General features: G+C 69.0%; 21 protein-coding genes. 8 read left to right on the top strand and 13 right to left on the bottom strand.

All coding sequences use genetic code 11. From position 1 onward, the window contains the following. Window positions 1-2 precede the first annotated feature (2 nt). The 4 genes from VHS75_RS20220 to otsB all read right to left on the bottom strand — a co-directional run bounded on the left by VHS75_RS20220 (window position 3) and on the right by otsB (window position 6,839). Window positions 3-1,901: a methyl-accepting chemotaxis protein gene (locus VHS75_RS20220; protein WP_329640422.1), complete on the bottom strand. Its 1,899-nt coding sequence runs from the start codon at window positions 1,899-1,901 to the stop codon at window positions 3-5. Window positions 1,902-2,025: 124 nt separating this feature from the next. Further along, the gene (gene ligD / locus VHS75_RS20215) at window positions 2,026-4,677 is read right to left on the bottom strand and encodes a DNA ligase D (RefSeq protein ID WP_329640421.1); all 2,652 of its coding nucleotides are present in this window, start codon (window positions 4,675-4,677) and stop codon (window positions 2,026-2,028) included. Between the two features lie 12 nt (window positions 4,678-4,689). Beyond that, window positions 4,690-6,090, bottom strand: a complete 1,401-nt coding sequence (locus tag VHS75_RS20210) for an alpha,alpha-trehalose-phosphate synthase (UDP-forming) (RefSeq protein ID WP_329640420.1) — start codon at window positions 6,088-6,090, stop codon at window positions 4,690-4,692. Beyond that, on the bottom strand, window positions 6,087-6,839 hold the full coding sequence (gene otsB / locus VHS75_RS20205; protein WP_329640419.1) for a trehalose-phosphatase: 753 nt from the start codon (window positions 6,837-6,839) through the stop codon (window positions 6,087-6,089). Before otsB ends, VHS75_RS20210 begins: the two co-directional genes overlap by 4 nt. A gap of 151 nt (window positions 6,840-6,990) precedes the next feature. On the opposite strand from otsB, the gene zwf reads away from it, so the two are divergent. After that, window positions 6,991-8,469: a glucose-6-phosphate dehydrogenase gene (zwf, locus tag VHS75_RS20200; RefSeq protein WP_329640418.1), complete on the top strand. Its 1,479-nt coding sequence runs from the start codon at window positions 6,991-6,993 to the stop codon at window positions 8,467-8,469. A 3-nt stretch (window positions 8,470-8,472) separates the two neighbouring features. On the opposite strand, the gene VHS75_RS20195 is transcribed toward zwf, so the two are convergent. The 4 genes from VHS75_RS20195 to VHS75_RS20180 form a co-directional block, all read right to left on the bottom strand. Next, a complete protein-coding gene (locus tag VHS75_RS20195) occupies window positions 8,473-8,670 on the bottom strand; it encodes a hypothetical protein (protein WP_329640417.1) in 198 nt (65 codons plus the stop codon). Window positions 8,671-8,690: 20 nt separating this feature from the next. After that, window positions 8,691-9,764: a sensor histidine kinase gene (locus VHS75_RS20190; RefSeq protein WP_329640416.1), complete on the bottom strand. Its 1,074-nt coding sequence runs from the start codon at window positions 9,762-9,764 to the stop codon at window positions 8,691-8,693. 178 nt (window positions 9,765-9,942) lie between these two features. Further along, the gene (locus VHS75_RS20185; protein WP_329640415.1) at window positions 9,943-10,143 is read right to left on the bottom strand and encodes a hypothetical protein; all 201 of its coding nucleotides are present in this window, start codon (window positions 10,141-10,143) and stop codon (window positions 9,943-9,945) included. Window positions 10,144-10,231: 88 nt separating this feature from the next. After that, window positions 10,232-12,046 carry a glycoside hydrolase family 15 protein gene (locus VHS75_RS20180; RefSeq protein WP_329640414.1) on the bottom strand — a complete coding sequence of 605 codons (1,815 nt, stop codon included), beginning with the start codon at window positions 12,044-12,046 and terminating at the stop codon, window positions 10,232-10,234. 113 nt (window positions 12,047-12,159) lie between these two features. Here VHS75_RS20180 and pyk point away from each other — a divergent pair, with 113 nt between their 5' ends. Further along, window positions 12,160-13,581: a pyruvate kinase gene (gene pyk / locus VHS75_RS20175; RefSeq protein ID WP_329640413.1), complete on the top strand. Its 1,422-nt coding sequence runs from the start codon at window positions 12,160-12,162 to the stop codon at window positions 13,579-13,581. Between the two features lie 9 nt (window positions 13,582-13,590). On the opposite strand, the gene VHS75_RS20170 is transcribed toward pyk, so the two are convergent. Both VHS75_RS20170 and VHS75_RS20165 read right to left on the bottom strand, forming a co-directional pair. Next, entirely contained in the window at window positions 13,591-15,729 is a 2,139-nt protein-coding gene (locus VHS75_RS20170) for an amylo-alpha-1,6-glucosidase (RefSeq protein ID WP_329640412.1), read from the bottom strand. An 8-nt stretch (window positions 15,730-15,737) separates the two neighbouring features. After that, on the bottom strand, window positions 15,738-16,796 hold the full coding sequence (locus tag VHS75_RS20165; RefSeq protein ID WP_329640411.1) for a glycosyltransferase family 4 protein: 1,059 nt from the start codon (window positions 16,794-16,796) through the stop codon (window positions 15,738-15,740). Window positions 16,797-16,969: 173 nt separating this feature from the next. On the opposite strand from VHS75_RS20165, the gene pgl reads away from it, so the two are divergent. From pgl to VHS75_RS20140, 5 genes are read left to right on the top strand one after another with little or no spacing between them, the layout of a single operon-like run. Then, window positions 16,970-17,641 carry a 6-phosphogluconolactonase gene (gene pgl / locus VHS75_RS20160; protein ID WP_329640410.1) on the top strand — a complete coding sequence of 224 codons (672 nt, stop codon included), beginning with the start codon at window positions 16,970-16,972 and terminating at the stop codon, window positions 17,639-17,641. Window positions 17,642-17,656: 15 nt separating this feature from the next. After that, the gene (gene edd / locus VHS75_RS20155) at window positions 17,657-19,468 is read left to right on the top strand and encodes a phosphogluconate dehydratase (RefSeq protein WP_329640409.1); all 1,812 of its coding nucleotides are present in this window, start codon (window positions 17,657-17,659) and stop codon (window positions 19,466-19,468) included. Next, the gene (glk, locus tag VHS75_RS20150) at window positions 19,468-20,436 is read left to right on the top strand and encodes a glucokinase (protein WP_329640408.1); all 969 of its coding nucleotides are present in this window, start codon (window positions 19,468-19,470) and stop codon (window positions 20,434-20,436) included. The genes edd and glk overlap by 1 nt, the downstream gene beginning before the upstream one ends. Then, the gene (gene eda / locus VHS75_RS20145; protein WP_329640407.1) at window positions 20,433-21,056 is read left to right on the top strand and encodes a bifunctional 4-hydroxy-2-oxoglutarate aldolase/2-dehydro-3-deoxy-phosphogluconate aldolase; all 624 of its coding nucleotides are present in this window, start codon (window positions 20,433-20,435) and stop codon (window positions 21,054-21,056) included. Before glk ends, eda begins: the two co-directional genes overlap by 4 nt. 2 nt (window positions 21,057-21,058) lie before the next feature. Further along, the gene (locus VHS75_RS20140; protein WP_329640406.1) at window positions 21,059-21,316 is read left to right on the top strand and encodes a hypothetical protein; all 258 of its coding nucleotides are present in this window, start codon (window positions 21,059-21,061) and stop codon (window positions 21,314-21,316) included. Between the two features lie 110 nt (window positions 21,317-21,426). On the opposite strand, the gene VHS75_RS20135 is transcribed toward VHS75_RS20140, so the two are convergent. The 3 genes from VHS75_RS20135 to VHS75_RS20125 all read right to left on the bottom strand — a co-directional run bounded on the left by VHS75_RS20135 (window position 21,427) and on the right by VHS75_RS20125 (window position 23,852). Further along, window positions 21,427-21,828, bottom strand: a complete 402-nt coding sequence (locus VHS75_RS20135; protein WP_329640405.1) for a hypothetical protein — start codon at window positions 21,826-21,828, stop codon at window positions 21,427-21,429. An 81-nt stretch (window positions 21,829-21,909) separates the two neighbouring features. Beyond that, the gene (locus tag VHS75_RS20130; RefSeq protein ID WP_329640404.1) at window positions 21,910-22,686 is read right to left on the bottom strand and encodes an enoyl-CoA hydratase/isomerase family protein; all 777 of its coding nucleotides are present in this window, start codon (window positions 22,684-22,686) and stop codon (window positions 21,910-21,912) included. Beyond that, window positions 22,686-23,852 (bottom strand): acyl-CoA dehydrogenase family protein, encoded by a 1,167-nt coding sequence (locus VHS75_RS20125; RefSeq protein WP_329640403.1) that lies wholly within the window; start codon window positions 23,850-23,852, stop codon window positions 22,686-22,688. Before VHS75_RS20125 ends, VHS75_RS20130 begins: the two co-directional genes overlap by 1 nt. A 71-nt stretch (window positions 23,853-23,923) precedes the next feature. Between VHS75_RS20125 and VHS75_RS20120 the strand changes: the two genes are divergently transcribed. Further along, a partial coding sequence (locus VHS75_RS20120) for a CoA transferase (protein WP_329640402.1) occupies window positions 23,924-24,865 on the top strand: 942 nt, incomplete at its 3' end.

The following is a 24,865-nucleotide window of genomic DNA, read 5'->3' as shown; positions in this document are numbered from 1 at the left end:
GTTCAGAACTCCGACCAGGCGGCCGACTTGATCGGGTCGGTCGTGATCATCTGGGCGACGCGGGTCTGGGCGGCATGCACCGGATTGCGGGCAGCCGGCGTACGGCCGCTTCGCGCCGGCTGGGCGTGATCGGCGCCCAGCCGGAACTGGCCCATCAGATCGGAGAGGTTCGTGGCTTCCTGCGACAGCGCGTGGCTGGCGGCGGTGGCTTCCTCGACCATGGCGGCGTTCTGTTGGGTGACCTGGTCCATCTGGTTCACCGCGACGTTCACCTGGGCCAGGCCCGTGGCCTGCTCCTGGGCGGCGGAGGCGATCTCCTCGACCAGGGTGTTGATGCGGCCGACCTCGCCGACGATGCGTTCCAGCGCCTGGCCGGTCTCGCCGACCAGCTTCACGCCCTGGCCGACCTTCGCCGTGGAGTCGGAGATCAGCGCCTTGATCTCCTTGGCCGCGTCCGCCGAGCGCTGGGCCAGCGCCCGCACCTCGGAGGCCACCACCGCGAAGCCCTTGCCGGCGTCGCCGGCGCGGGCCGCCTCGACGCCCGCGTTCAGGGCGAGGAGGTTGGTCTGGAAGGCGATCTCGTCGATCACGCTGATGATCTGGCTGATCTGCTGGGCCGAGCTCTCGATCTCGCTCATGGCCGCCATGGCCTGGGCGACCACCTGGCCGCCGGTTTCCGCGCCGCCCTTGGCCGACACCACGACTTCGCGGGTCTCCTTGGCGCCTTCCGCGGTCTTGCGGACGGTGGCGGTGATCTGCTCGAGCGCGGCGGCGGTCTCTTCAAGGCTCGCGGCCTGCTGTTCAGTGCGGCGGGACAGGTCGTCGGAGGCGACGCTGATCTCCTGGCTGCCGGAGTGGATGCCGCCGGCGTTGCCGACGATCACGCCCATGGTGTTTTCCAGCTTGGCCATGGAGCCGTTGAAGTCCTCGCGCAGCTTCTCGTAGGCCGGCGCCAGGTCGTCGTTCACGCGGTAGGTCAAGTCGCCGGCGGCGAGCTTCTCCATGGCGCCGCCGAACACCGAGACGACCGAGGCCTGCTCGTGGGCGATGGCGGCCTCGCCGGCGGCGCGGCGCTCCTGCTCGGCGCGTTCCTTGGCCTCGACGGCTTCGGCGTCGGCCTTGATCTTGGCGATGGCGTTGTCCTTGAAGACCTGCACCGTGCCGGCCATCTGGCCGAGCTCGTCGTGGCGGTCCGCGCCGGGGATTTCGACGGAGTTGTCGCCGCCGGCCAGCTTGCGCATGGCGTCGGCGATCCGCAGCAGCGGCTTGGACACCTGGTTGATCACCACGTGGCTGGCGAAGGCCAGCATGGCCGCGGCGATGGCGGCGATGACGGCCATGATGGTCAGCGAGACCTTGGCGGCCTTGGCGGCGGCTTCACCATCCTCGCGGGCGACCTTCATCTGCAGGTCGACCAGATCGCTGATCACCCCGGTCACCGGGTCGATGGCAGGATACAAGTTGTGGTCGTTGAACTCGGCCAGGGCGGCCATGTCGCCGCTGTTCAGGATCGTCACCAGCCGGTCGGTCGCCGCATCGGCGGCGGGCATGCTCTCCTCGACCTTCTTGGCCAGCGACGCCTCGTCGCCCGCCATCTTGGTGTCGGTATAGGCCTTCCACTGGGCCTTGATGGTTTCGCGGGCCTTGGCGATCTGCTGCAGGGCCTTGGCCGGGGTGTAGGACCCGCCGCGGGTCTTGTGGGCGGCGTCGACGATGCTGTCGGCGTAGCTGTCGCTGACGGCCTTCAGCTGCTGCATCGGCTCGACGCGGTCGCTGATGACCGACTGCAGGCGGGCGTTGCCGACCGTGGTCGAGACCCAGCCGCTGGCGCCGATGGCGATCATGCCGACCGCAAGCGCGGCGAGCGAGCCGACCAAGCGCGCTTTGATGGTGAGGTTCATGGTTTCCGTCCCTGAATTCGATCGGCGATTAGCCGTCCGGACGTGTTTAACGGCCACCGATTACCGTTCTCTAAAGACTGGGAATTTCCGTCAAGTTTTGGGAATTACCCCTTAGCGAGGGGCGCTATTGCCTTCCCAGTTTCTGGATCGCGGGTCCCAGCGGCTGCTCCGCGTCGCAGTAGTCGGCCCAGGCCTTGGCCGTCTTCAGCAGGGTCGGCGCGGTGCGGATCGTAAAGGCCTTGGGGTCGAGGCCCGGCTTCACCTGGCTCCAGGTCAGCGGAAAGCTCACCGTCGCGCCCGGCCTGGCCCTGGGCGACAGCGGCGCCACCGCCGTCGAGAGGCGGTCGTTGCGCAGGTAGTCCAGGAAGATGCGGCCCACCCGCTTGGCCTTGGCCATGTTGACCACGTAGCGGTCCGGCTGGTCGGCGGCCATGGCCAGGCAGACGTCCTGGGCGAACCGCTTGGCGGCGGGCCAGTCGGTCTTGCCCTTTTCGTCCGCCAAGGGCGTGACCACGTGCAGGCCCTTGCCGCCGGTGGTCTTGCAGAAGGCGACCAGGCCCAGGGCCTCCAGCCGTTCCTTCACCGCCAGGGCCGCCTCGATCACCCGGTCGAAGGGGATGGCTTCATCGGGGTCGAGGTCGAAGATCAGCCGGCCGGGGACTTCGGGCTGGAAGGGCTGGCAGTTCCAGGGATGGAACTCGGTGGCGCCCGATTGCGCCAGGGCCGCCAGGGCCTCGATGCGATCGATCTGCAGATAGGGCTTGGGATCACCCAGCACCTTCACCTCGGATATCAGGGCCGAAGAGCCCTTGCCGAGGTGGCGCTGGAAGAAGCGCTGCTCGCCGTCGATCCCGTCGGGGGTGCGGACGATCGAGCAGGGACGGCCCTTGATGTGCGGCATCATCCAGGCGCCCACGGCCTCCAGATATTGCGCGAGGTCGAGCTTGGTGACGGGCGCGCCGTCGCCGCCATCGGGCCACAGGGCCTTGTCGGGGTGGCTGAGCGTCACGCCCATGACGAGGGGAGGGCCGGGCTTCTTCACACCCCCAGCCTTGGCGTTGGGCGCGGGTTGCGCAAGGGCCGCCGCCTCCACCGGCGCAGGTCTGTCGGCCACGACGTCGCTGGCGGGCTTGTCCTCACGCAGCGCCTTGAACGCCGCCTGGCGGACCATGCCGGAGCCGGTGAAGCCCGCGAATTCGATCTCGGCCACCAGGTCGGGTCTGGCCCAATGGACGTTGGCCTCATTGCGCGGCGCGCCGACGCCGGAGAACGGGCTCGCCTTGGTCTCAAGCCTGGCCAGGCGCGGCAGGACACGGGCTGCCTTGTCGCGGCCGAAGCCCGTGCCGACCCGGCCGACATAGACCAGCGTGTCGCCGCGATGGACGCCCACCAGCAGCGAGCGCAACTGCCCGGCCTCGCCGGTCCAGCCGCCGATCACCACCTCGTGGCCGGCGCGGCACTTGGACTTTAACCAGCCGTCCTGCCGGCCCGAGCGGTAGGGCGCATCGAGTCGCTTCGACACGATCCCCTCCAGTGACATCCGGCAGGCCGACTGCAGCACCGCATCGCCGGCGATCTCGAAGTGGTCGACGTAGCGGAGGCGCGCGCCTGTCTTGGATGGGGAGCTCCCGGGCGTCGTGGCGAGCAGGGCCTTCAGCCGCGCCTTGCGCTCGCTGAGCGGCAGGTTGCGCAGGTCGGTTCCGTCCGTGAACAGAAGATCGAAGGCGAAGAAGATGAGATCTTCGGTCCTGCCATCCGACAACGCCGCCTGCAGGGCCGCGAAATCGGGCGCGCCGGCCGCGTCCAGGGCGCAGGCCTCGCCGTCGATCAGACAGTCCGGGAGGCCCGAGCCCTCCTTGGCGATCTCCTTGAACCTGGCCGTCCAGTCCAGGCCGGCGCGGGTCTTCAGCGTGGCCGCGCCACCCTCGACGCGCAGCTGCAGCCGATAGCCGTCGAACTTGATCTCGTGACCCCAGCCCGCGCCCTGCGGCGGGCGGTCGACGGACCGGGCCAATTGCGGCGCCACGAACCCCGGCAGGCCCGCCGCCTTCAGTTTGGGCGGGGCGGCGGCCCGAAGCTGGGCGGCCGGCTCGGCCGGGCCGTCCTTGGATTGCCAGACGCGCTTGGCCGCGGCGCGCGCCTTGCCGGTCATGAACCGCGTCGGGCCCCTGCCCTTGCCCTCGGCGATCTGCGCCATCGTGCGGCCCGACGCGACGGAGGTGGTCTCGTCCTCCACCAGGGCGTCGCCCTGGCCTTCCAGCGCCCAGCCGTCGTGGTGCTTGATCAGGAGCCAGTTGTCGCGCCGCTCCTTGGGCCGGCGCTTCATCCGCACCAGGACGAAGCCGCCCTTCAGCCGCTCGCCGTCCAGGACGACCTTCAGGTCGCCGGATTTCAGCCCCTCGTGCGGATCGGTCCCGGGTTCGGGCGCCCAATAGCCGCGGTCCCACAGCATCACCGTGCCGCCGCCGTACTGGCCCTTGGGGATGGTCCCTTCGAAGTCGCCATAGTCGAGCGGATGGTCCTCGACCTCGACGGCGAGCCGGCGGTCGTGCGGGTCCATCGACGGCCCTCGGGTCACCGCCCAGGACTTAAAGGTCCCGTCCAGCTCCAGGCGGAAGTCGTAATGCAGGCGGGTGGCGTCGTGCTTCTGGATCACGAAACGGCGGCGCTCGGAGGGTTTGACGGTCTCCTCGCCGCTGGGTTCGGCTGTCCTGGAAAAGTCGCGCATCGACCGGTAGCGGGCGAGCTTGGTCCTGGCGTCGGCCTTGGCGGCCATCCCCTCGCCTCCTCAGCTGGCCAGCGCGGCCTGCGGCGCCTTCACGCCGGCCAGGGCGCCCACGAAGGCGTCGCGCCACGCGGTGACGTCCTCGCGCTCAACATTCTCGAACAGTGCGCTCCAGCGGCGGACGCGCTCGGCCTTGCCCATGCGGATCGCCCGCTGAAGCGCGTCGGCGATCTCTTCGGGGCTGTTGGGATTGACCAGCAGCGCGTCCTTCAGCTGCCGCGCCGCGCCGGCGAAACGCGACAGGATCAGCACGCCGGGGTCTTCCGGGTTCTGGGCGGCGACGAATTCCTTGGCCACCAAGTTCATCCCGTCGCGCAACGGGGTCACCAGCCCGACCCGCGCTGCGCCATAGATGCCGGCCAGCTCATCGCGACGGTAGGTCTTGTTCACATAGCGGAACGGGTTCCAGTCCACGTCGGAGAACTCGGCGTTGATCCGCCCGGAAAGCGCATCCAGCCGGCCGCGGATTTCCTGATAGGCCTCGACGCTCTCGCGGCTGACCGGGGCGATCTGCAGCATCAGGACCTCGCGGCGCATGTCCGGATTGTCGACCAGGTACTGCTCGAAACCGAGGAACCGCTCCTCCAGGCCCTTGGCGTAGTCGAGCCGGTCAACGCCGACGACCAGGTGGCGGAAGACGGTGGCCGCGCTCATCAGATCGCGCATGCGCCGGGCCCTGGGGCTCTTCAGCATCTGAGCGAATTCGGCGGCGTCCAGGCCGATGGGGAAGGCCCCGACCCGCAGCGACTGGCCATAGGCCTTGAGGAGCCCGGGCTGGGGCTCGGAGCCCTTGGCCTCGGCCAGCACATATTCCTCGAAGGCCTGGCGGTATTCGACGGTCTGGAAGCCCACCAGGTCGTAGCCGAACATCGCCTCGACGAGCTTTGAGTGGCCTGGCAGCGTCGTGAACACCTGATGCGCCGGCCAGGGCACATGCAGGAAGAAGCCGATCCGGTTCTTGACGCCCAGGGCCCGCAGCTCCCGGGCCAGCGGGATCAGATGGTAGTCGTGCACCCAGATCAGGTCGTCGGGCTCGATCAGCGGCGCCAGGGTCTCGGCGAAGCGCTTGTTCACCCGGCTGTACCCCTCGCCATAGACCCGGTCGTAGGCGGCGAGGTCCGTGCGGTAGTGGAACAGCGGCCACAGGGTCTTGTTGGCGTAGCCGTTGTAATATTCCTCGAGGTCGATCTCCTCCAGATCGATCACGGCGGTGGTGACCCCGTCGACGCTTTGCATGGAGAGCTTGCCGTCGAACTTTTCCGTGGTCTGGCCGCTCCAGCCGAACCACAGGCCGGAATATTCCCGCAGCGCCGCAGCCAGCGCCATGGCCAGGCCGCCCATGGATTCGTCGCCGGCGCCGCCCGGCGGGTTCACCCGGTTGGAAACGACGATCAGGCGGTTCACTTGGCCGCCTCCAGCCAGGCCAGCGCAGCGTCCACGTCGGCCAGGCGGAAACGCGCGCCGGTGGCGCGGTCCGGACCGACCATCACGCCGATCCCGCCCAGGGCCTGGGCCGCCTCGAAGCCGTCCTCGTCGGTGATGTCGTCGCCCACGAACACCGGCCGCGCGCCGGCGAACGACGGCATGGCCATGAAGTCGCGTACGCTGTCGCCCTTGCTGGCGCCGGGGGTGCGCAGCTCGGCCACCATGTCACCGTCCTGCAGGAAGAGACCGGTCTCGACGGCGAGCCGGCGGGCGCAGGCGCGGGCGGCGTCGGCCTGGTCCCGCGCCTGGCGGAAGTGGAGCGCCACCGAAAGGCCCGCCTTTTCCTCGACGATCAGGCCGGGGTCGCGGGCGGCGAAGACATGCAGGGCTTCGACAGCCCGCGGCAGGGCCGGGTGCGGCTGGCTCGCGAACACCTGCCCATCGGGATCGCGACGAACCAGGCCGTGCACCGCGGCGGCGGCGATCACGCAGCCCTCCAGGATGCGGTCGATGTCCTCCAGGGTGCGACCGCTGATCACCGCCAGGCGGCCGTCCAGGGTCTGGGCCAGACGTTCCACGAGGCTTGTGCGGCGCGGATCGGGGGCGACGTCCTGCGGCCGCGCGGCGATCGGGGCCAGGGTCCCGTCAAGGTCGAGGAACAGCGCCGTCTGCCCAAGCTGAAGCGGCTTGGGCGCAGGCAGTCCGGTGGTGAGGGTTTGAATGGACATCTCGACACACGCCCCAGCTTATACGTGCAACGCACAATCGGGTCGTTCGATCCGCTGAAAAGGCCGTGAAGCCCTTGGCGGGCTTGACGTTCCGTACTGCAATCGACGCTATGCGACGGACCTGCTTGAACCGCTCTGGAGATAACGCCCGATGGCTTCCACGCCGCAGGCCGCCGCGCCCCTGGCCGATGCAATCGTGCTGTTCGGCGCGACGGGCGACCTGTCGCGCCGCATGCTCCTGCCCTCGCTCTATTTCCTGGACGCTGACGGCCTGTTGCCGGTGGGCTTCAAGATCCTGGCCACAGCGCGGGCCCAGCACAGCCGCGACGAGTTCGTGGGCCAGGTCCACGAGATCCTGAAGGCGCGCCCGGAAGCGGTCGATGAGTCGGTCTGGGAGCGGTTCTCCGGACGCCTCGACTATGTGGCCTGCGACGCCACCACCGCCGAGGGCGTGGGCGAGCTGAAGCCGCATCTCGAGGGCCGCAAGAGCCCGATGTTCTTCCTGGCCATCTCGCCCAGCCTCTACGCCAAGGTCTGCGGCGCCTTGTCCGGGTCAGACCTGGCCAGCGACGCCACGCGGATCGTGCTGGAAAAGCCGATTGGCCGGGACCTGGAAAGCTCGCGCCAGGTGAACGAGGCGGTGGGCGCGGTCTTCTCCGAGGAGCGGATCTTCCGCATCGACCACTACCTGGGCAAGGAGACGGTGCAGAACCTGATCGCGCTGCGCTTCGCCAACACCCTGTTCGAGCCGCTCTGGAACAACCTGACCATCGACCACGTGCAGATCACCGTGGCCGAGACCGAGGGCGTGGGCGACCGCTGGCCCTACTACGACGAGTACGGCGCGCTGCGCGACATGCTGCAGAACCACATGCTGCAGCTGCTCTGCTTCGTGGCCATGGAGCCCCCGGCCGACATGGACCCGCGCTCGGTGCGCAACGAGAAGGTCAAGGTGCTGCGCAGCTTGCGCCGCTTCACCCGCACCGACGCCCAGAACGCCTCGGTCCGCGGCCAGTACACCAAGGGCGTCGTCGGCGGCAAAGAAGCCGCCGGCTACGAGGCCGAGCGCGGCCAGCCCACCGGCACCGAGACCTTCGTGGCCTTGCGCGCCGACATCGACAACTGGCGCTGGGCGGGCGTGCCGTTCTTCCTGCGCACCGGCAAGCGCCTGCCCGAGCGGCGCACCCAGATCGTCATCCAGTTCAAGCCGGTGCCGCATTCGATCTTCGGCAATTCGGCCAAGGACGACCTGGTCGCCAACCGGCTGGTCATCGACCTGCAGCCGGACGAGGACATCGCGCTGACCCTGATGAACAAGTCGCCGGGGATCAGCCATGGCGGCATGCGGCTGCAGTCCATGCCGCTCTCGCTCAGCCTGCTGCGCGCCTACGAAGGGCCGGGCTCGCGGCGGCGGATCGCCTATGAGCGTCTGTTGCTCGACGTGGTGCACGGCGACAACACCCTCTTCGTGCGCCGCGACGAGGTGGAGGAGGCCTGGCGATGGGTCGACGGGGTCGCCGACGCCTGGGCCGAGGCCGGCATGGCGCCGAAGCCTTACGCGGCCGGCAGCTGGGGGCCTTCGGGCGCCTTTGCGCTGATCGAGCGGTCGGAACGCGCCTGGGTGGACTGACCGTTAGCCCGATCTCGCCTGTTTCAGCTTGCGCACGCAGGCCTGGAGCAGTTGCGCGCGTTCGCTGCTGAGGCCGCCGGCCTTCAGTTCGGACAGGGCGCCTTCCAGGGGCTCGCCGCGGTGACGGACGCCCAGGCTCCAGACTTCGGAGCGGACCTCAGCCTCGCTCGCGCCGGTCGGCAGCCAGGAGAACAAACTCATGAGCTGGCTCCTGGAGACATCTAGACGGCCTCCCGCAGCACTGCGGCACGACTGGCCGGCGAGGCCGCCGCGTGGACGACCGATATCCGGGTTCCCGGAGCGGTATGGACCACCTCGACCACGGCGCCGAGCTGCTTGGCCAGAGCCTGGACGATACTGGTGCCGAGGCCGGCCTTAGCTGGCATGGTCCCGGTGGGCATGCCGACGCCGTCATCGCTGACCGACAGGGTCCACGCGGCGCCGGTCACCTTGTAGGCGACGACGATGTGGCCGCCGCGGGCGCCGGGAAATGCGTGCTTGAGCGCGTTGATGACCAGTTCGGTCACCACCAGTCCCAGGCTGACCGAAGCCTCCGGCGCGGCGGAGCCCTCGTCGGCCATCACCTCAAGCGTCAAGGTCTTGCGGTCGTGGATCATCGACGCGGCGATGCTGTCGCACAATTCGGTGAGGTAGCCCTTCAACTCGACGTCGCCGACATTGGACGCCGCCAGCTGGTGCTGCAGCGCCGCCACCGACATCACCCGGCTATGGGCGTCGCGGAGGTAGCCCTTGGTCTCTTCCGACGACACGCGCCGCGCGCTCTGCATCAGCACGCTGGCGATGATCTGCAGGCTGTTGGCGACGCGGTGCTGCAGCTCCTGGAACAGGATGGCCTTTTCGCGCAGCAGGTCGTCCTTGAGGCGCTCGGCGAGCCTGGCGTCGGTGACATCGGAGACGGCCAGCAACAGCCGGATATTGGCCGGATCGCCGTATTCCAGCATGTGGGCGGTGATCACCAGCCGGCGCGGGGCCTGGCCCTGCCGATGCAGGTCCATCTCATAGGCGTCGATATTGGCGGCGCCGGAGAGCGTCGCTTTCAAAAGCGACCGCAACTGCGCGACATCCCATTCGCCCGACCCCAGCGCAAACAACGACACGCCCTCAAGGTGAGACGGCTCGATCTGGAAGGCGCGGGAGAAGGAGTCGCTGGCGGCGATCACCGTCGAGGTCCCGTCGAGCAGCAGGATGGGCGCATCAGACGTGGCGACCAGCGCCAGCGCCAGACTGTGCGTCACCACCGGAATAATGGGCAGAACAGGTAGATCGTTGGCCATTTAGGCCCCAAACGCCTGCCGGAGGCTCGCGAAGCGAAAGCCATCCCCGGCGTTAGTCTCTCGCGGCCACATCCGGCCCGTCGCGAAGGGCCTCAGTGTCGCCGTTTGGGCATCCTATCACGGTACGGCGAAAAGTCGGTCGCCTATCGCCTGGGCGCCCGCGGCGTCTCGATCCGAATTAAACGAGCCGGAAACTTGGCGCGCCGAGGAGTAGCGCGTCATCGAGGGCTTCCACTGAGCCCAGGAAGATCGTCCTCGACGCCATGGCGCGCCATTGCGCCGCAAGCTTCAGGAACTCAAGGGCCACAGGCTCGCTCTGCGCCAGTCGGGCGTTCGCCGCGCATGCGCTCGCCCGTTCGTGGCATTCGTCCGCCGTCATCGAAGGGTGCCGCCTCGCCATGGGGTCCAAAGACCCCGGTTCTGTATAACGTTCCTTAAAGACCCGTTTTGAACGGCCCTAGCGACCTTTATCTCACACTGGACCACGGCCGCGACAGCAGAGTCGCGCAGTTGATCAGGCCCACGAGGGAGTAGGTCTGCGGATAATTCCCCCAGAGCTCCTTGCCATCGAAGGTGATGTCCTCTGAGAGCAGGCCCGCCTTGGTGCGCCGGCTCAGCATCTCCTCGAAAAGCTGGCGCGCCTCCTCGGTGCGGCCGGAGAGGTGCAGGGCCTCGATCAGCCAGAAGGTGCAGAAATTGAAGGCGGTCTTCGGCTCGCCGAAATCGTCCGGCAGGGCGTAGCGCAGCATGAATTCGCCGCGGCGCAGGCCCTTCTCCACCGCCGCCATAGTGGCCGCCATCCGCGGATCGTCGGGCGCCAGGAACCGCACGTCGACCATCTGCAAGAGGCTCGCGTCGAGCTGATCGCCGCCGAAGGTCGAGGCATAGCGGCCGAGCTCCTCGTTCCAGGCCTCACGCTCGATAGTGGCGCGGATCTGGGCGGCGCGCCCGTTCCAAAAGACCGCCCGGTCTTCCAGGCCCAGGCGATGGGCGGCGTTGCCCAGCCGGTCGCAGGCCGCCCAGCACATTACCGAGGAATAGGTGTGCACCGCCTCGCGGCCGCGGAACTCCCAGAGGCTGGCGTCGGGCTTGTCGTACAGCTCGAAGGCCCGCTCGCCGACCCATTCCAGGGCCTTGAAATCGTCGACCGTGGGCGGGCGCATCAGCCGCTCGTCGAAGAAGGCCTGCACGGTGGAGAGCACGATCTGGCCGAAGACGTCGTACTGCATATGCTCGTGGGCCTGGTTGCCGACCCGCACGGGACCCATGCCGCGGTAGCCCTTCAGCGCCGGCGCGACGCGTTCGGTCAGCACCGGCTCCAGGCCGACGCCATAGACCGGCTGCACGCGCCCGCTCGCCGCCACCTGGTCCACCAGGTTGCGCAGATAGACGAGGTAGTTCTCCAGGATGTCCGCCGCGCCCAGGCGGTTGAGCGCCTGGACGACGTAATAGGCGTCGCGCAGCCAGCAGTACCGGTAGTCCCAGTTGCGGGCGGTCTCGCCCGGCTCGACGGCATGCTCGGGGATCGACGTGGTGAGCGCGGCCACGATGGCGCCAGTATCCTCGTGCGCGCAGAGCTTGAGCGTGATCGCCGCGCGGATCACCGCCTCCTGCCACTCCAGCGGCACCGACAGCGTCCGCACCCAGCGACGCCAGTAGTCGGTGGTTTCGCGCAGCATTCGCCGCGTCGTCGTGGTGATATCGTCGGGAAAGCCTTCGTCGGGGCCGAGGAACATGGCGACCGGCTCCTCCAGGCGGAACAGGCGCTCCTCCAGCACATGGCTCATCGGCCCGTCGGTGGTCAGGCGCAGGGTCGTCTCACCGCCCACATAGCGGATGTGGTTGGAGCCGTTGGTGGTCGTGGCGGCCGCCTCGCCATAGTTGACGGTCGGGCGAAGCTTGACGCGGATGCGCGGCGTGCCGGTGACGGGACGGATCAGGCGTATGAAGGCCAGAGGCCGGTAGAGCCGGCCGAACTGGCGGTAGCGCGGGCAGAAATCGATGATCTCCAGCTTGCCGCCGGTGGTGTCGGTGACCTCGGTGACCAGGATCGGGGTGTTGCGCAGGTAGGTCTGGGTGGTCTCGGCGCGGTTCTCCACCTCCACGGACCACAGGCCGTAGGCGTCGTCGCCGCCGTCCAGGTCCGCCCCGCCGAGCAAGGCCGAGAAGAATGGGTCCCCGTCGACCCGGGGCGCGCAGGCCCAGACGAACCGCCCGCGCCGGTCGATCAGCGCGCTGGCCGCGCAATTGCCGATCGGGAAGAGTTCCAGGGTTTGGCTCAAGCGGTTTCCCCCACGCCTTGCAGTCTCGCCATGTTGGGGTCCCGACTCTTTTCACCCACCTTGGCTACTAACGCGCCTTGATCCGCTTGGCTCCAGAAGCCTAAGCCTGACCGATGATCCGAGCGCGCAGAGCCAGAATCGTCGCGACCCTGGGCCCCGCCAGCCGCGGCGTCGACAAGGTGCGCGAACTGGCCATGGCCGGCGCCGATGTGTTCCGCGTGAATTTCAGCCACGGGACCCATGCCGACCACGCCAAGACCATCGCCTCGGTGCGCGAGGCCGAGGCGGTCGTCGGCCGCCCGCTGGCGGTGCTGGCCGACCTGCAGGGCCCGAAGATCCGCCTGGGGGAGTTCGCTGACGGGGCCATCCAACTGAAGGCCGGACATCACCTGCGCCTCGATCTCGGCAAGACGCCCGGCGACGCCGCGCGCGTCGGCGTGCCGCATCCGGAGGTGTTCGCCGCTCTGCGGGTCGGCGCCCAGGTGCTGCTCGATGACGGGAAGGTCCGCTTGCGGGTGACTGACCACGGCCCGGACTTCGCGAACACGGTGGTGGAAGCCGGCGACCACCTCTCCGACCACAAGGGCCTGAACCTGCCGGGCCTGGCGATCCCAATTCCCGCGCTGACCGAGAAGGACCGCGCGGACCTGGCCTTCGCGCTCGGCGAAGGGGTCGACTGGGTGGCGCTGTCGTTCGTGCAGCGCGCCTCCGACATGGCCGAGCTGCGCAGCATCGTGCAGGGCCGCGCCAAGGTGCTGGCCAAGATCGAGAAGCCGTCGGCGCTGGAAGCCCTGGACGAGATCCTCGATCTGTCCCAGGCGATCATGGTCGCCCGCGGCGATCTGGGCGTCGAAATGGCCCCGGAAGAGGTGCCGGTGGTCCAGAAGCAGCTGGTCCGCGCCGCGCGCCTGCGGGGCATCCCGGTGGTGGTGGCGACCCAGATGCTGGAGAGCATGACCCACTCGCCGACGCCCACCCGGGCCGAGGCCTCCGACGTGGCGGGCGCGGTCTACGAAGGCGCCGACGCCCTGATGCTGTCGGCGGAGAGCGCGGCGGGCGACTATCCGGTCGAGGCGGTGGCGATCATGGACCGCATCATCACCCGCGTGGAGCGCGACCCGCGCTGGCCGGAGCTGATGCGCGCGGAATATCCGGTGGAGGACGCCGACGCCGACGCCCTGGTGGCCGCCGCCCGCAAGGCCGCCGAAGCCGCCTCCACTGCCTGCCTGGTGACCTTCACCACCACCGGCCAGACGGCGCTGCGGCTCGCCCGTGAGCGGCCATTGCAGGCCACCCTGGCGCTGACGCCGAGCCTCGACACCGCCCGGCGCGCGGCGCTGATCTGGGGCGTCGAGCCGCGCGTGGTGCCCGAGCCTGGCGATCCGGAAGAGCTGGCGCGGGTAGCCATCGAGATGGCCGTTCAGACGGGCCTCGCCGGACCCGGCCAGCGCATCCTGATCCTGGCGGGTTTCCCCATGGGCTCGCCCGGCGCCGCCAACATCCTGCGCATCGCCCACGCGCCGTTTCCGCGTTAGCGGACCCCGCTAGCGGACGATCAGCCGCTCGGGATCGCTGGCCGTGACCGTGATGCGCGAGCCGTGGCGCTCGATCGCCAGATCGATGCAGCACTCGCCCACCTGCAGGGCGTCGATCCACAGCCGGTCGATACCGATGGGCAACCGCGGATCGCAGACGGTCACCGTGTGTGGCGTGACCTCCAGCCCCAGGCAGGCCTGCAGCATCATGAACACCGAGCCGGCGGCCCAGGCCTGCGGCAGGCAGGCCACCGGATAGGCTACCGGCGGCTCGCCGGCCTGGCGCGGGAAGCCGCAGAACAGTTCCGGCAGGCGCATCTCGAAATTGACGGCGGTCTCGAACAGGGCCGCGGTCAGCGCCACCACCCCGTCGCGCTCGCCGTAGTGCGAGAGGCCGAGCGCGCAGAGCGCGGTGTCGTGCGGCCAAACCGAGCCGTTGTGGTAGCTCATCGGATTGAACCGCGCCTCGCCCAGCGCCAAGGTCCTGACACCCCAGCCCGGCGCGAAGTCGCGCGACAGCAGATGACGGCCCACGCGCTCGGCCCGCGCGGGCGAGACCAGTTTCGCAAACAGCAGATGCCCGGGATTCGACGCCAGCACATTGCAGGGCTCGCCGGACCCATCGATGGCGATGGCGTAGAACCCCTTGTCCTCTATCCAGAACAGCTTTTCGACCGCCGCCCGGATCCGCTCGGCGCGGGCGGCCCAGGCTGCGGCCAACTGCGGTTCGGCCCGCAAGGTGGCCAGCTTCGCCATCGCCAGGTAAGCGGCGAAGGCGTAGCCCTGCACCTCGACCAGGGCGATCGGGCCGGTCGCGAAGCGGCCGTCGGAGTGGAAGACGCTATCCTGGCTGTCCTTCCAGCCCTGGTTGGCCAGGCCGCTTTCCCGGCCGCGGGCATAGTCGATCAGGCCATCGCCGTCGGTGTCGCCGTATGTCTCGATCCAGCCCATGGCCGCTTGGAGGTGCGGCCAGAGGCCGTCGATGAACTCGTAGTCGCCGGTCCGCTCGGCATAGGCGCCGGCCAAGGCCACGAACAGCGGCGTGGTGTCGACCCCGCCGTAGTAGCTGCCGAACGGCACCTCCCCGAGCGCGGCCATCTCACCGCGCCGGGACTCGTGCATGATCTTGCCGGGCGCGGAGTCGCGGAAGGCCGAGACCTCCGTCGCCTGGCGTGAGGCCAGGTAGGCCAGCACCCCCTTGGCCAACGAGGGGTCCAGCCACAGCACCTGCCAGGCGGTGATGATCGCGTCGCGCCCGAAGGTGGTCGAGAACCAAGGGATGCCCGCGTAGGGGTAGGGCCCGGTGGAAAGCTCGGTGGTCAGCAGCGCCAGGTCCGAGCGCGACTTGGCCATCCAATCGGAGAAGAGGCGCCCCGAGCTGCGCAGCCGCGCCCCGTGTCGGCGGCGCGCGCGGGTAGCGAACCGCGCCAGGGCCGCGTGGCTGCGGAACCGCTCACGGGTCGGCGCGGGCCCGGCCTCCAGGCCCACCTCGACGTAGAGCTCCAGATGCGATTCCGGGCCGAGCGGGTACATGAACTCCGCCCGGTGTTCGCTAAGGCGGAACGGCGGATCGGAGAAGGAGATGACACTGGTGCGCTCGACGCTGTCGAGGCCGGTGTAGCGCACCGAGACGGCCCGTCCGTCGATCTCAGCCGGATGCTTGAAGCCGCGGCGGGCCCGCTTCAGCCCGCGCACCTCGAACATGTCGCGGAAGTCGGCATCGAACTCGATGACCAGGGGAACGAGCACGTCGTCGCGGCTGTAGTTGACCATCGAGATGCGCTCGAACAGCCGCTGATCCGCCAGGAACCGTTTGCGCGCGATGTGCAGTACGCCGGGCGGCGCCACCGGCCCGCCGGGGAACGGCAGATGCTGATTGGTGCTGTGCGAGGTGAAATAGACGTTGTCCTGCCCCAGCGCCGCCGACAGCAGAGCCGGCCGTTCGGCGCCCAGCGACAGGGTGAAGCGCGACAGGATGCGGGTGTCGTTGTGGAACAGTCCGTCGCCCAGGCCCGCGATGTCGCCCAGGGCGTCGGCCACCAGGAAGACGTCGCGGTCCTTCAGCGCGTAGAGCCGGCCGGGCAAGACCGGTTCGCGGGTTTCGCCGAGGACGGCATCCGCTTCCACGGCCTGAGTGAGGTCGTCCATCCGCTACCTCATTCGGCGGCGAGGCCCACATCCGCCTCACGAAGCTTCCCCAGCCGAGCGTAGAGGTCGACATAGCGCCGCGCCATAGCTGTGGCCGAGAAGCGTTGTTCGAAGCGCAGGCGGACCAACTGGCGGTCCAGCCCGTGCAGCCGGCCGACGGCCGACACCGCCTCATCGTCGGTGCGCACGATGAAGCCGGTCAGACCGTCCTCCACCACCTCACGCACCGAGCCGCAGTCATAGGCGATCACCGGCGTCCCACAGGCCATGGCCTCGATCATCACTAGGCCGAAGGGCTCGGGCCAGTCGATGGGGAAGAGCAGGCCGTCAGCCCCGCCGAGGAAGTCCGACTTCTGCCCGTCGCCGATCTCGCCGATGAATTCGATCAGCGGGTGATCCAGCAGGGGCTCGATCTCCTCCTCGAAATAGGCGCGGTCGGCGGCGTCGACCTTGGCGGCGATCTTCAGCCGTCGGCCGGTGGCGATGGCGATGGCGATGGCGCGATCCGGCCGCTTCTCCGGGGAGATCCGGCCGAGGAACGCCAGGTAGCCTCGGCCCGCCGGATGGAAGCCATAGATGTCCGCGCGCACCCCGTGCTGCACGGTGGCCGCCCAGTTGGCGAAGGGCAGCGGCCGGCGCTGGCTGTCGCTGATCGAGACCAGCGGGAAGCGCGGCCAGCGCTGGTAGACGCCGGACAGGTCCTTCAGGTCGAGGCGGCCGTGCAGGGTGGTCACCGTGCGGCCGGCCCAGGCCTCGAAGAATGGAAATTGCAGCATGTCGGTGTGGAAGTGGATCACATCGAACTCGTCGGCGCGGCGGCGCACCTCGGCCAGCAGCGACAGGTGGGCCGCGAGGTCGGACTTCAGCGGCGCCGGGTCCAGCCGGATCGCCTGGTCGCGGACCGGCGCCAGCCGGGCCTTGGTCTCGGCGTCGGCGCTGGCGAACAGGGTCACCTCATGGCCCAGCTCCACCAGAGCGTCGGTCAGGTGGGCGACCACGCGCTCGGTCCCGCCGTAGAGCCGCGGCGGGACAGCTTCGTAGAGCGGGGTCACCTGGGCGATCTTCATGGCGAACTCTGTAAACTGCAGGATGCGGCCGGCGCACGGGCATGCCCCGGTTCGCCCCCACATAGAGAGCCTATGTATGGCGGAGGCCTTTGGTTCCCGGATCACAGCGGTTTTTCTTGCGCCCCGCCGATCTGCGCAGCCGTGGCCGGCGGACTGCGTTATGAGGCGACGGAATGCTCGAAGCCTTCCCAGATACAGAGGCCCTGGCCGACGCCGCGAGCGAGGCGATCGTGGCGGCGCTTGGCGCCGGGCTCGCAGCTCGCGGCCATGCCAGCCTGGTGGCCACCGGCGGGCGGTCGCCGGGGCCGGTCTATGACCGCCTGGCGCGCGCGCCGATCGACTGGGCCCACGTGGCGGTCACCCTGTCGGACGAGCGGCACGTCGACACCGAGTCACCCAACGCCAACGCCCGCTTGCTGCGCGAGCGGCTGTTCGTGGGCGCGGCGGCGGCCGCGCGGTACCTGCCGCTCACCGACTACGCCGAGCCGGCGCTTAAGAAACTCATGCCGTTCGATGCGACGATCCTGGGCATGGGCGAGGACGGCCATATCGCCTCGCTGATCCCCGGCAGTCCGGTGCTGGCCGACGCGATGGATCCGGCCGGCGCCGCGCTGACCGCGGAGTCGCCGCAGGGCTTCGGATCGCCGCCGGTGGCGCGGATCACGCTCACCTTGTCGGCGTTGTTACAAAGCCGGGCCATCTTCCTGTTGATCGCCGGCGAGGCTAAGCGGCAGGTGATCGAGAGGGCCGCCTCCCTTCCAGATGGGGCTGGCGGCGACCTGCCGGTGCGCGCGATCCTTAACCAGGACCATGTCCCGGTCAGGATATTCTGGGCGCCGAACTAGACGAAGGACAGGCACATGCATCCGGTCACGGCGGAAGTCACCGAGCGGATCGTCGAACGCAGCCGCGGGACCCGCGCGGACTACCTGGCCCGCACCGAAGCCGCGCGCGCCGCGGGGACGGGCCGGGCCAAGCTGTCCTGCGCCAACTGGGCCCACGCCTTCGCCGCCGAAAGCGACGAGGCAAAGCGCACCATGCGCGACCCGACCGCGCCCAACGTCGCCATCGTGTCCGCCTACAACGATATGCTCTCGGCTCACCAGCCGCTGGAGCGCTTCCCGGCGATCATCAAGCAGGCCGCCAGGGAGATGGGCGCGGCGGCGCAGTTCGCCGGCGGCGTGCCGGCCATGTGCGACGGCGTCACCCAGGGGCGTCCAGGCATGGAGCTGTCGCTGTTCTCCCGCGACGTGATCGCCATGGCCACCGCCGTGGCGCTGAGCCACGACGCCTTCGACGCAGCCCTGCTGCTGGGCGTCTGCGACAAGATCGTGCCGGGCCTGACCATCGGGGCGCTGGCCTTCGGCCACCTGCCGGTGATCTTCGTGCCCGCCGGGCCGATGACCTCGGGCGTGCCCAACGCCCAGAAGGCCAAGGTCCGCGCCCTCTACGCCCAGGGCCAGGCGACCCGCGAGGAACTGCTCGACTCGGAGATGGCCTCCTACCACGGCCCAGGCACCTGCACCTTCTACGGCACCGCCAACTCCAACCAGATGATGATGGAGATGATGGGCCTGCACCTGCCGGGCTCGGCCTTTGTGCATCCCAACACGCCGCTCCGCGACGCCCTGGTCGCCGCCGCACCGAAGCGGGCCATCGAGATCCGCGACGGGACCAACGCCTACGCGCCCATGGCCCAGGTGGTGGACGAGAAGAGCCTGGTGAACGCGCTGGCGGGCCTGCTCGCCACCGGCGGGTCGACCAACCACACCCTGCACCTCATCGCCATGGGACGCGCCGCGGGCGTGCAGCTGACATGGGAGGACTTCGACGATCTCTCCCGCGTCACCCCGCTGCTGGCACGGGTCTATCCCAACGGCAGCGAGGACGTGAACGCCTTCCAGGCGGCGGGCGGCATGGGCTTCGTGGTGCGCCAGCTGCTGGACGCGGGCCTCGCCCACGACGACGTGATGACCGTGGCCGGGCCCGGCCTGCGCCGCTATCAGACCGAGCCCGTCCTGGACGGCGGCAAGCTGGTGTGGCGCGAGGGCCCGACGGCCTCGCTCAACGAAGACATCCTGCGGCCTGCCGACAATCCGTTCCAACCGCAGGGTGGCCTCCGCCTGATGAGCGGGCCCCTGGGCCGCGCGGTGATGAAGACCTCGGCGGTGAAGGCCGACCACATGGTGATCGAGGCCCCGGCGGTGGTGTTCGAGGACCAGGACGCGCTGCAGGCGGCCTATCATCGCGGCGAACTGAACAAGGACTTCATCGCCGTGGTCCGCTTCCAGGGGCCGCGCGCCAACGGCATGCCGGAACTGCACAACCTGACCCCGCCGCTGGGCGTGCTGCTGGACAAGGGCTTCAAGGTGGCCTTGGTCACCGACGGGCGCATGTCGGGCGCGTCCGGCAAGGTTCCAGCGGCGATCCATGTCACGCCGGAGGCGGCGGACGGCGGCGCTCTGGCCTATGTCCGCGACGGGGACATCATTCGTGTCGACGCGCTGAGGGGCACGCTGGAGATCAAGGTGGACGAAGCTGAACTGAAGAGCCGACCTTGCGGCGCCTGCCCGCCCTCGGCCTCCGGCTATGGGCGCGACCTCTTCGGGGTCATGCGCCGCGCCGCCTCGACCGCCGACACAGGCGCCTGCAGCCTGTTCGAGGCCGCCTGATGAAACCCTATTATTCGGGCCTCGTCGGCGACGTCGGCGGGACCAACGCGCGCTTCGCCCTGATCGACGGTGAAGGCCGAGTCCGCAACCTGCACATCTATCAGGCGTCGAAATACGCCAGCCTGAACGAGATCATCGCCGACTATCTGGAACGCACCATGGGCCGCAAGCACCCGCCTCGGGCGGTGATCGCGGTGGCTGGGCCGGTTCTGGACGGGGAAATCGAGTTCACCAACCTCGACTGGCAGGTCTCAGAGGGCGAGCTCCTGGCGCAGTTCGAGTTCGAGGCGGTGCGGCTGATCAACGACTTCGCCGCCCAGGCGCTCGCCTGCCCGATGCTGGGCCCTGATGCGCTCAAGCCGCTGGGCCCGGCGATCCGTGGCGCGGTCGACTGCCCGATGGTGGTGCTGGGGGCCGGCACCGGCTTCGGCGTCGCGGGCCTGGCGCGCAGCGAGCGCGGCGATATGTATGTCGCCACCGAAGGCGGCCACGCGGCCTTCGCCCCGTCGGACGACGTGGAGGTGGAGATCTGGACCCATTTCCGCGCCCGCCATGGCCGGGTCTCCATCGAGCGCATCCTGTCGGGCCGCGGCCTCTTCGAGCTCTATGGCGTGCTGGCCGGCCTGCGGCAGGCCGAGGCGACGCTCACCGACGAGAAGGCGGTCTATGAGGCGGCCGGCAAGGGCGACGCCCTGGCGATCGAGACCCTCGACCGCTTCTGCGGCATCCTGGGCTCGGTGGCCGGCGACCTGGCGCTCAGCTTCGGCGCGCGCGGCGGCGTGTTCATCTCCGGCGGCATCGCGCCGCGCATGGCCGAACGCCTCGCGACGGGCGATTTCCGCGCGCGGTTCGAGGACAAGGGCCGCCTGGGCCCTTACGTTCGGCAGATCCCAACCTCGCTGGTGGTGCATCCCTATCCGGCGATCATCGGGGCGGCCCGCGAACTGGGGATGATGGAGCGCCTATGACGCTGGAGAAGATCCTGGGGCTGGCGCCGGTCATTCCGGTGCTGATCATCGACGACATCTCCCAGGCGGTGCCGCTGGGCCGGGCCCTGGTCGCCGGCGGCCTGCCGGTGCTGGAGGTGACCCTTCGCACGCCAGTCGCCCTGCAATGCATCGAGCGGATGGCGGGCGAGATCGAGGGCGCGGTGGTGGGCGCGGGCACGGTCCTGACCCCGGCCCTGCGGTTGGCCTGCGCCCACGCCGGCGCGCAGTTCTGCGTCAGCCCGGGCCTGATCGAGGGCGAGACCGACGAGGGGCCGACGCCGCTCCTGCCGGGCATCGCCACGGCGACCGAGTTGATGGCGGGCCTTTCGGCCGGCTTCAGTTTCTTCAAGCTGTTCCCAGCCAATATCGCCGGCGGAATCGACGCCCTGAAGGCCTTCGCCAGCCCCTTCCAGCAGGCCCGGTTCTGCCCGACCGGCGGGGTCAGCGCCAGGAATGCCGCCGACTACCTGGCCCTGCCCAATGTGGTCTGTGTCGGCGGCAGCTGGGTTGCGCCCGCCGAGGCCGTGAAGGCCGGCGACTGGGACCGAATCACCGCGCTCGCCCGTGGGGCCCGCGCGCTCGCGCCCACCCGCGACTGAGCATGGCGGAGACCAATGACCATCTCCGCTGGGAGATCACCGCCGATGCGCGGCCCGGCGAGGCCGGCGTGGCGATCGTCAGCGTGCTGGGCAAGAACGCCATGGCGCCGGAGGTGGCTTTCGACATGCAGGTCGACTGGCATCCCGGCGCCGAGGCCGCCGACGTCGAGGGTCGCGCCCTGATCATCCTGTCCCTGTTGTTCAAGGAACTGGCCGATGAGTGCGAACGGGTGGCGGGCGAGCGGTTCGAGCGAGGCTAGAGCCCTTCCCACTCAGGTTGAATCAACCTGAGTGGATAAGAAGGGCTCCAGATATTGCCGACGACCCTGTTTATCCCGGCTGACTTGATCCAAGTCAGCCGGGACAGGGTCTAGGGCCGGATGCGGCGAGGCAGGGCCGCCACTTCCTGCGGCAACATCCTCTCGATCGTCGCGATGGGACAGACCGTGCCGGCGGTGATCACAAGGTCGTCGGCCTTGCAGATCATCTGAGCGTGCCTGGCGGAGAGGACGTTGCTGGAGATCTGGAAGCCCCCATGCTCGGTGTCCGATCCCACGGCGTCGCAGACGTGCTTCGTCTCCACATGGAAGTAGGCGACGGCATGCATGTGGGAGACGTCCTTCACCTTGAAATAGAGGGTGTGCGGGCCGCCCACCGTGCGGTCGCCAACGTCACGGACAAAGAAGCAGCCGCGGGTAGGCTCCGCGGCGGCCGCAGAGGCCAAGGCCACGGTCGCGACGCCCGCGAGCCCGGCAAGACGACGTAGGTTCATCGACACGCTCCCATTTTATGGGATTTTTATGCCGTATCCCCGTTACGTCAATGTTGCAGGCCAAAAGCGCGGCGCCTCAGTTCACCGCCCCTGGAACACCCCGGCCCGGCGCTCGGTGACCGAGCGGACGCCTTCCTTGTAATCCTCGGTGTCGCGCAGCACGCCCTGCTCGGCGGCCTCGATGTCGGTTTGGGCGCGGACCGCCGCCGCCAAGTCGCCACGCAAAGTCTTGCGGGTGGCGATCAGCGCCAGGGGTGCGTTCTCGGCGATCTCCGTGGCCAGGCGGAGCGCCGCGGCGCGTAGGTCTTCCAGCGGAACAACCTCGTCCACCAGGCCCCAGGCCAGGCCGTCCTCGGCCTTCACCCGGCGGCCGGTCAGGAACATGAGGTTCGCCTTCGCCGGTCCGATCAGGTGCGGCAGGGTGAAGGTGAGCCCGAAGCCCGGGTGGAAGCCCAGCTTCACGAAGTTCGCGGCAAACCGCGCGTCGGGCGAGGCGACACGGAAATCGGCCATCACCGCCAGGCCCAGGCCCGCGCCGACCGCCGCGCCCTGCACCGCCGCCACCACCGGCTTCTTGGCCGAGAACAGCCGAACCGCCTGATCGTAGAGCGGATTCACCGCACCCAGCCCGCCGGCGCTCTCGCGGCTCACCAGATCGGCGCCGGCGCAGAAGTTCTTGCCCGCCGCCTGCAGCACCGAACAGCGCAGCTCGACCTCGCCGTCGATGGCGTCCAGCGCGTCGGCCAGATCGCGCATCAGGTCGACGCTGACGTGGTTGTTCGGCGGCTTGTCCAAAGTGATGACCGCCACATGGCCGTCGACCTGGACGGTGACGTGATCTCCGAACTTGCCCTGCATCAGCGTCTCGTCCCCAAAAGGTTCCTGGCCACCACCCACTTATGGACTTCGGTGGGGCCGTCATAGATGCGCATGGTCCGAAGCTTCGCCTGCATGAGGCTGAGCGGCAGCTCCTTGGTCATGCCCATGGCGCCGAAGGCCTGCATGGCGCGGTCGACCGTCTCATAGGCCATCTCGGTGGCGTACCACTTGATCATGCTGATCTCGTTGCGCACATCGCGGCCCTGGTCGAGCTTCCAGGCGCAGTCGTAGGTCATCAGCCGGGTGGCGTGGATCTTGGTCGCCGCCTCCGCCACCCAGAACTGCACCGCCTGGCGCTCGCTGAGCGGCATGCCGAAGGTCTTCCGCTGCGGCGCGTACTCGATGATCATGTCGAGCGCCCTCTGCGCCATGCCCACCGACCAGGCCGCCATCTGGATGCGCCGGGTGCCGAGCCGGGTCTGCATGGGCGCGAACCCCTGCCCTTCCGTCCCCAACAACTTCCAGCCCTCGACCAGGCAGTCCTCCAGCGCAATCTCGTAGGTGTAGGCGCCGCCAATCATCGGGATGCGCCGCAGCACGTTGAAGCCCTTGGTCCCCTTGTCGACCAGGAAGGCCGAGATGCCGCCGCGGGCCCGCTTCTCCTGGTCGGTGACCGCCATCAGGATGGTGAAATCAGCGTCGGCGGCGCGAGAAATCCAGATCTTTCGGCCGTTGATGACCCAGTCGTCGCCCTCCCGCACCGCGCGCGTGGTCATGCCGGCCGGGTCGGAGCCGGCGCCCGGCTCGGAAATGCCGATCGCCGAGACGGTCTTTCCGGCGACGTAGGGCGCGAGGTAGGCCGCGCGCTGCCGATCGTCGACCGTCTGCATCAACATCCTGAGGTTCGGGCTGTCCGGCGGCAGGGTGTAGGGCGTCACGCAACGGCCGATCTCCTCCTCGACGCCGACCATCGCGGTCATCGGCAGGTCGGAGCCGCCGACGTCCTCCGGCGCGTCCAGGCCGAAGAGGCCGAGTTCATGGGCCACCTTGTCCAGCCGGGCGTGTTCGTCGGGACCGATGCCCAGGCCCTTGCCGTCGGCCTCGCGAGCCAGCACCCCGGCCTCCAGCGGCATTAGTTCGTCGCGGACGAAGTTGGCCACTAGGTCCTTGAGCATCCGGTGTTCTTCGGCGAGTTCGAAATCCATTGGCCCTCCCGTCGCGTGCGCGATCTTTGTAGAAGGATCATAACGACCGAAAGCGGCGTGGGGAGCAGGAAGTGGCGGAAGTGAGAACGTTGGCGAGCAAGGCGACGGGTCCGCTGAGCGGCGTGCGGATCATCGACCTGACCAGCGTGGTCAACGGCGCCTATGCGACCCAGATCCTCGCCGATCAGGGCGCCGACGTGATCAAGATCGAAGACCCAGGCGGCCGGCGCGGCGGCGGCGGCGACATCATGCGCTATCCGGGCCACGTGCCGGAGGGCGCGCCCCGCGACCTCGGCCCCATCTTCCTGACCATCAACCGCAACAAGCGCTCTGTGGTGCTCGACCTGAAGGACCCCAAGGCGCAGCGTGCGCTCTGCAAGCTGGTCGCCAGCGCCGACGTCTTCGCGGCCTCGGTCCGCTACGACGGGCTGAAGCGGCTGGGTCTCGCTTACGAGGACGTCAAGGCGATCAAGCCGGACATCGTCTATGTCCATGCGGCCGGCTACGGCTCGGACGGCCCCTATGCCGGCGAGCCGGCCTACGACGACCTCATCCAGTCGGCGTCCGGCCTGGCCGACGTCCTGCCGCGCACCGACGGCGACAGCACCCCGCGCATCCTGCCGACGCTGGTGGCCGACAAGGTCTCGGGCCTGTTCATGGCCCAGGCGGTGACCGCGGCCCTCCTGCACAAGGAACGCACCGGCGAGGGCCAGTTCGTCGAAGTGCCGATGCTGGAGTGCCTGGTCAGCTTCAACCTGGTCGAGAACATGTTCGGCCACACCTTCGACCCGCCGACCGGGCAGTGGAGCTACACCCGCTCGGCCAACCCGAATCGCAAGCCGTTCCCGACCAAGGACGGCTACATCGGCCTCTTGCCCTACACCGACGCGCAGTGGGACCAGTTCTTCGAGATCGCCGGCTGGGGCGAGACGCTGTCTAAGGACCCGCGCTTTTCCGACTTCCGCACCCGCGCGGCCAACATCGCCGCGCTCTACGGCATGGTCGACGAGGTG

This window comes from Phenylobacterium sp. (genome assembly GCF_036264965.1).
Lineage (GTDB): Bacteria > Pseudomonadota > Alphaproteobacteria > Caulobacterales > Caulobacteraceae > Phenylobacterium.
The sequence above is the reverse complement of the archived record's forward strand: the minus strand, read 5'-3'. Positions and strand labels throughout refer to the sequence as shown.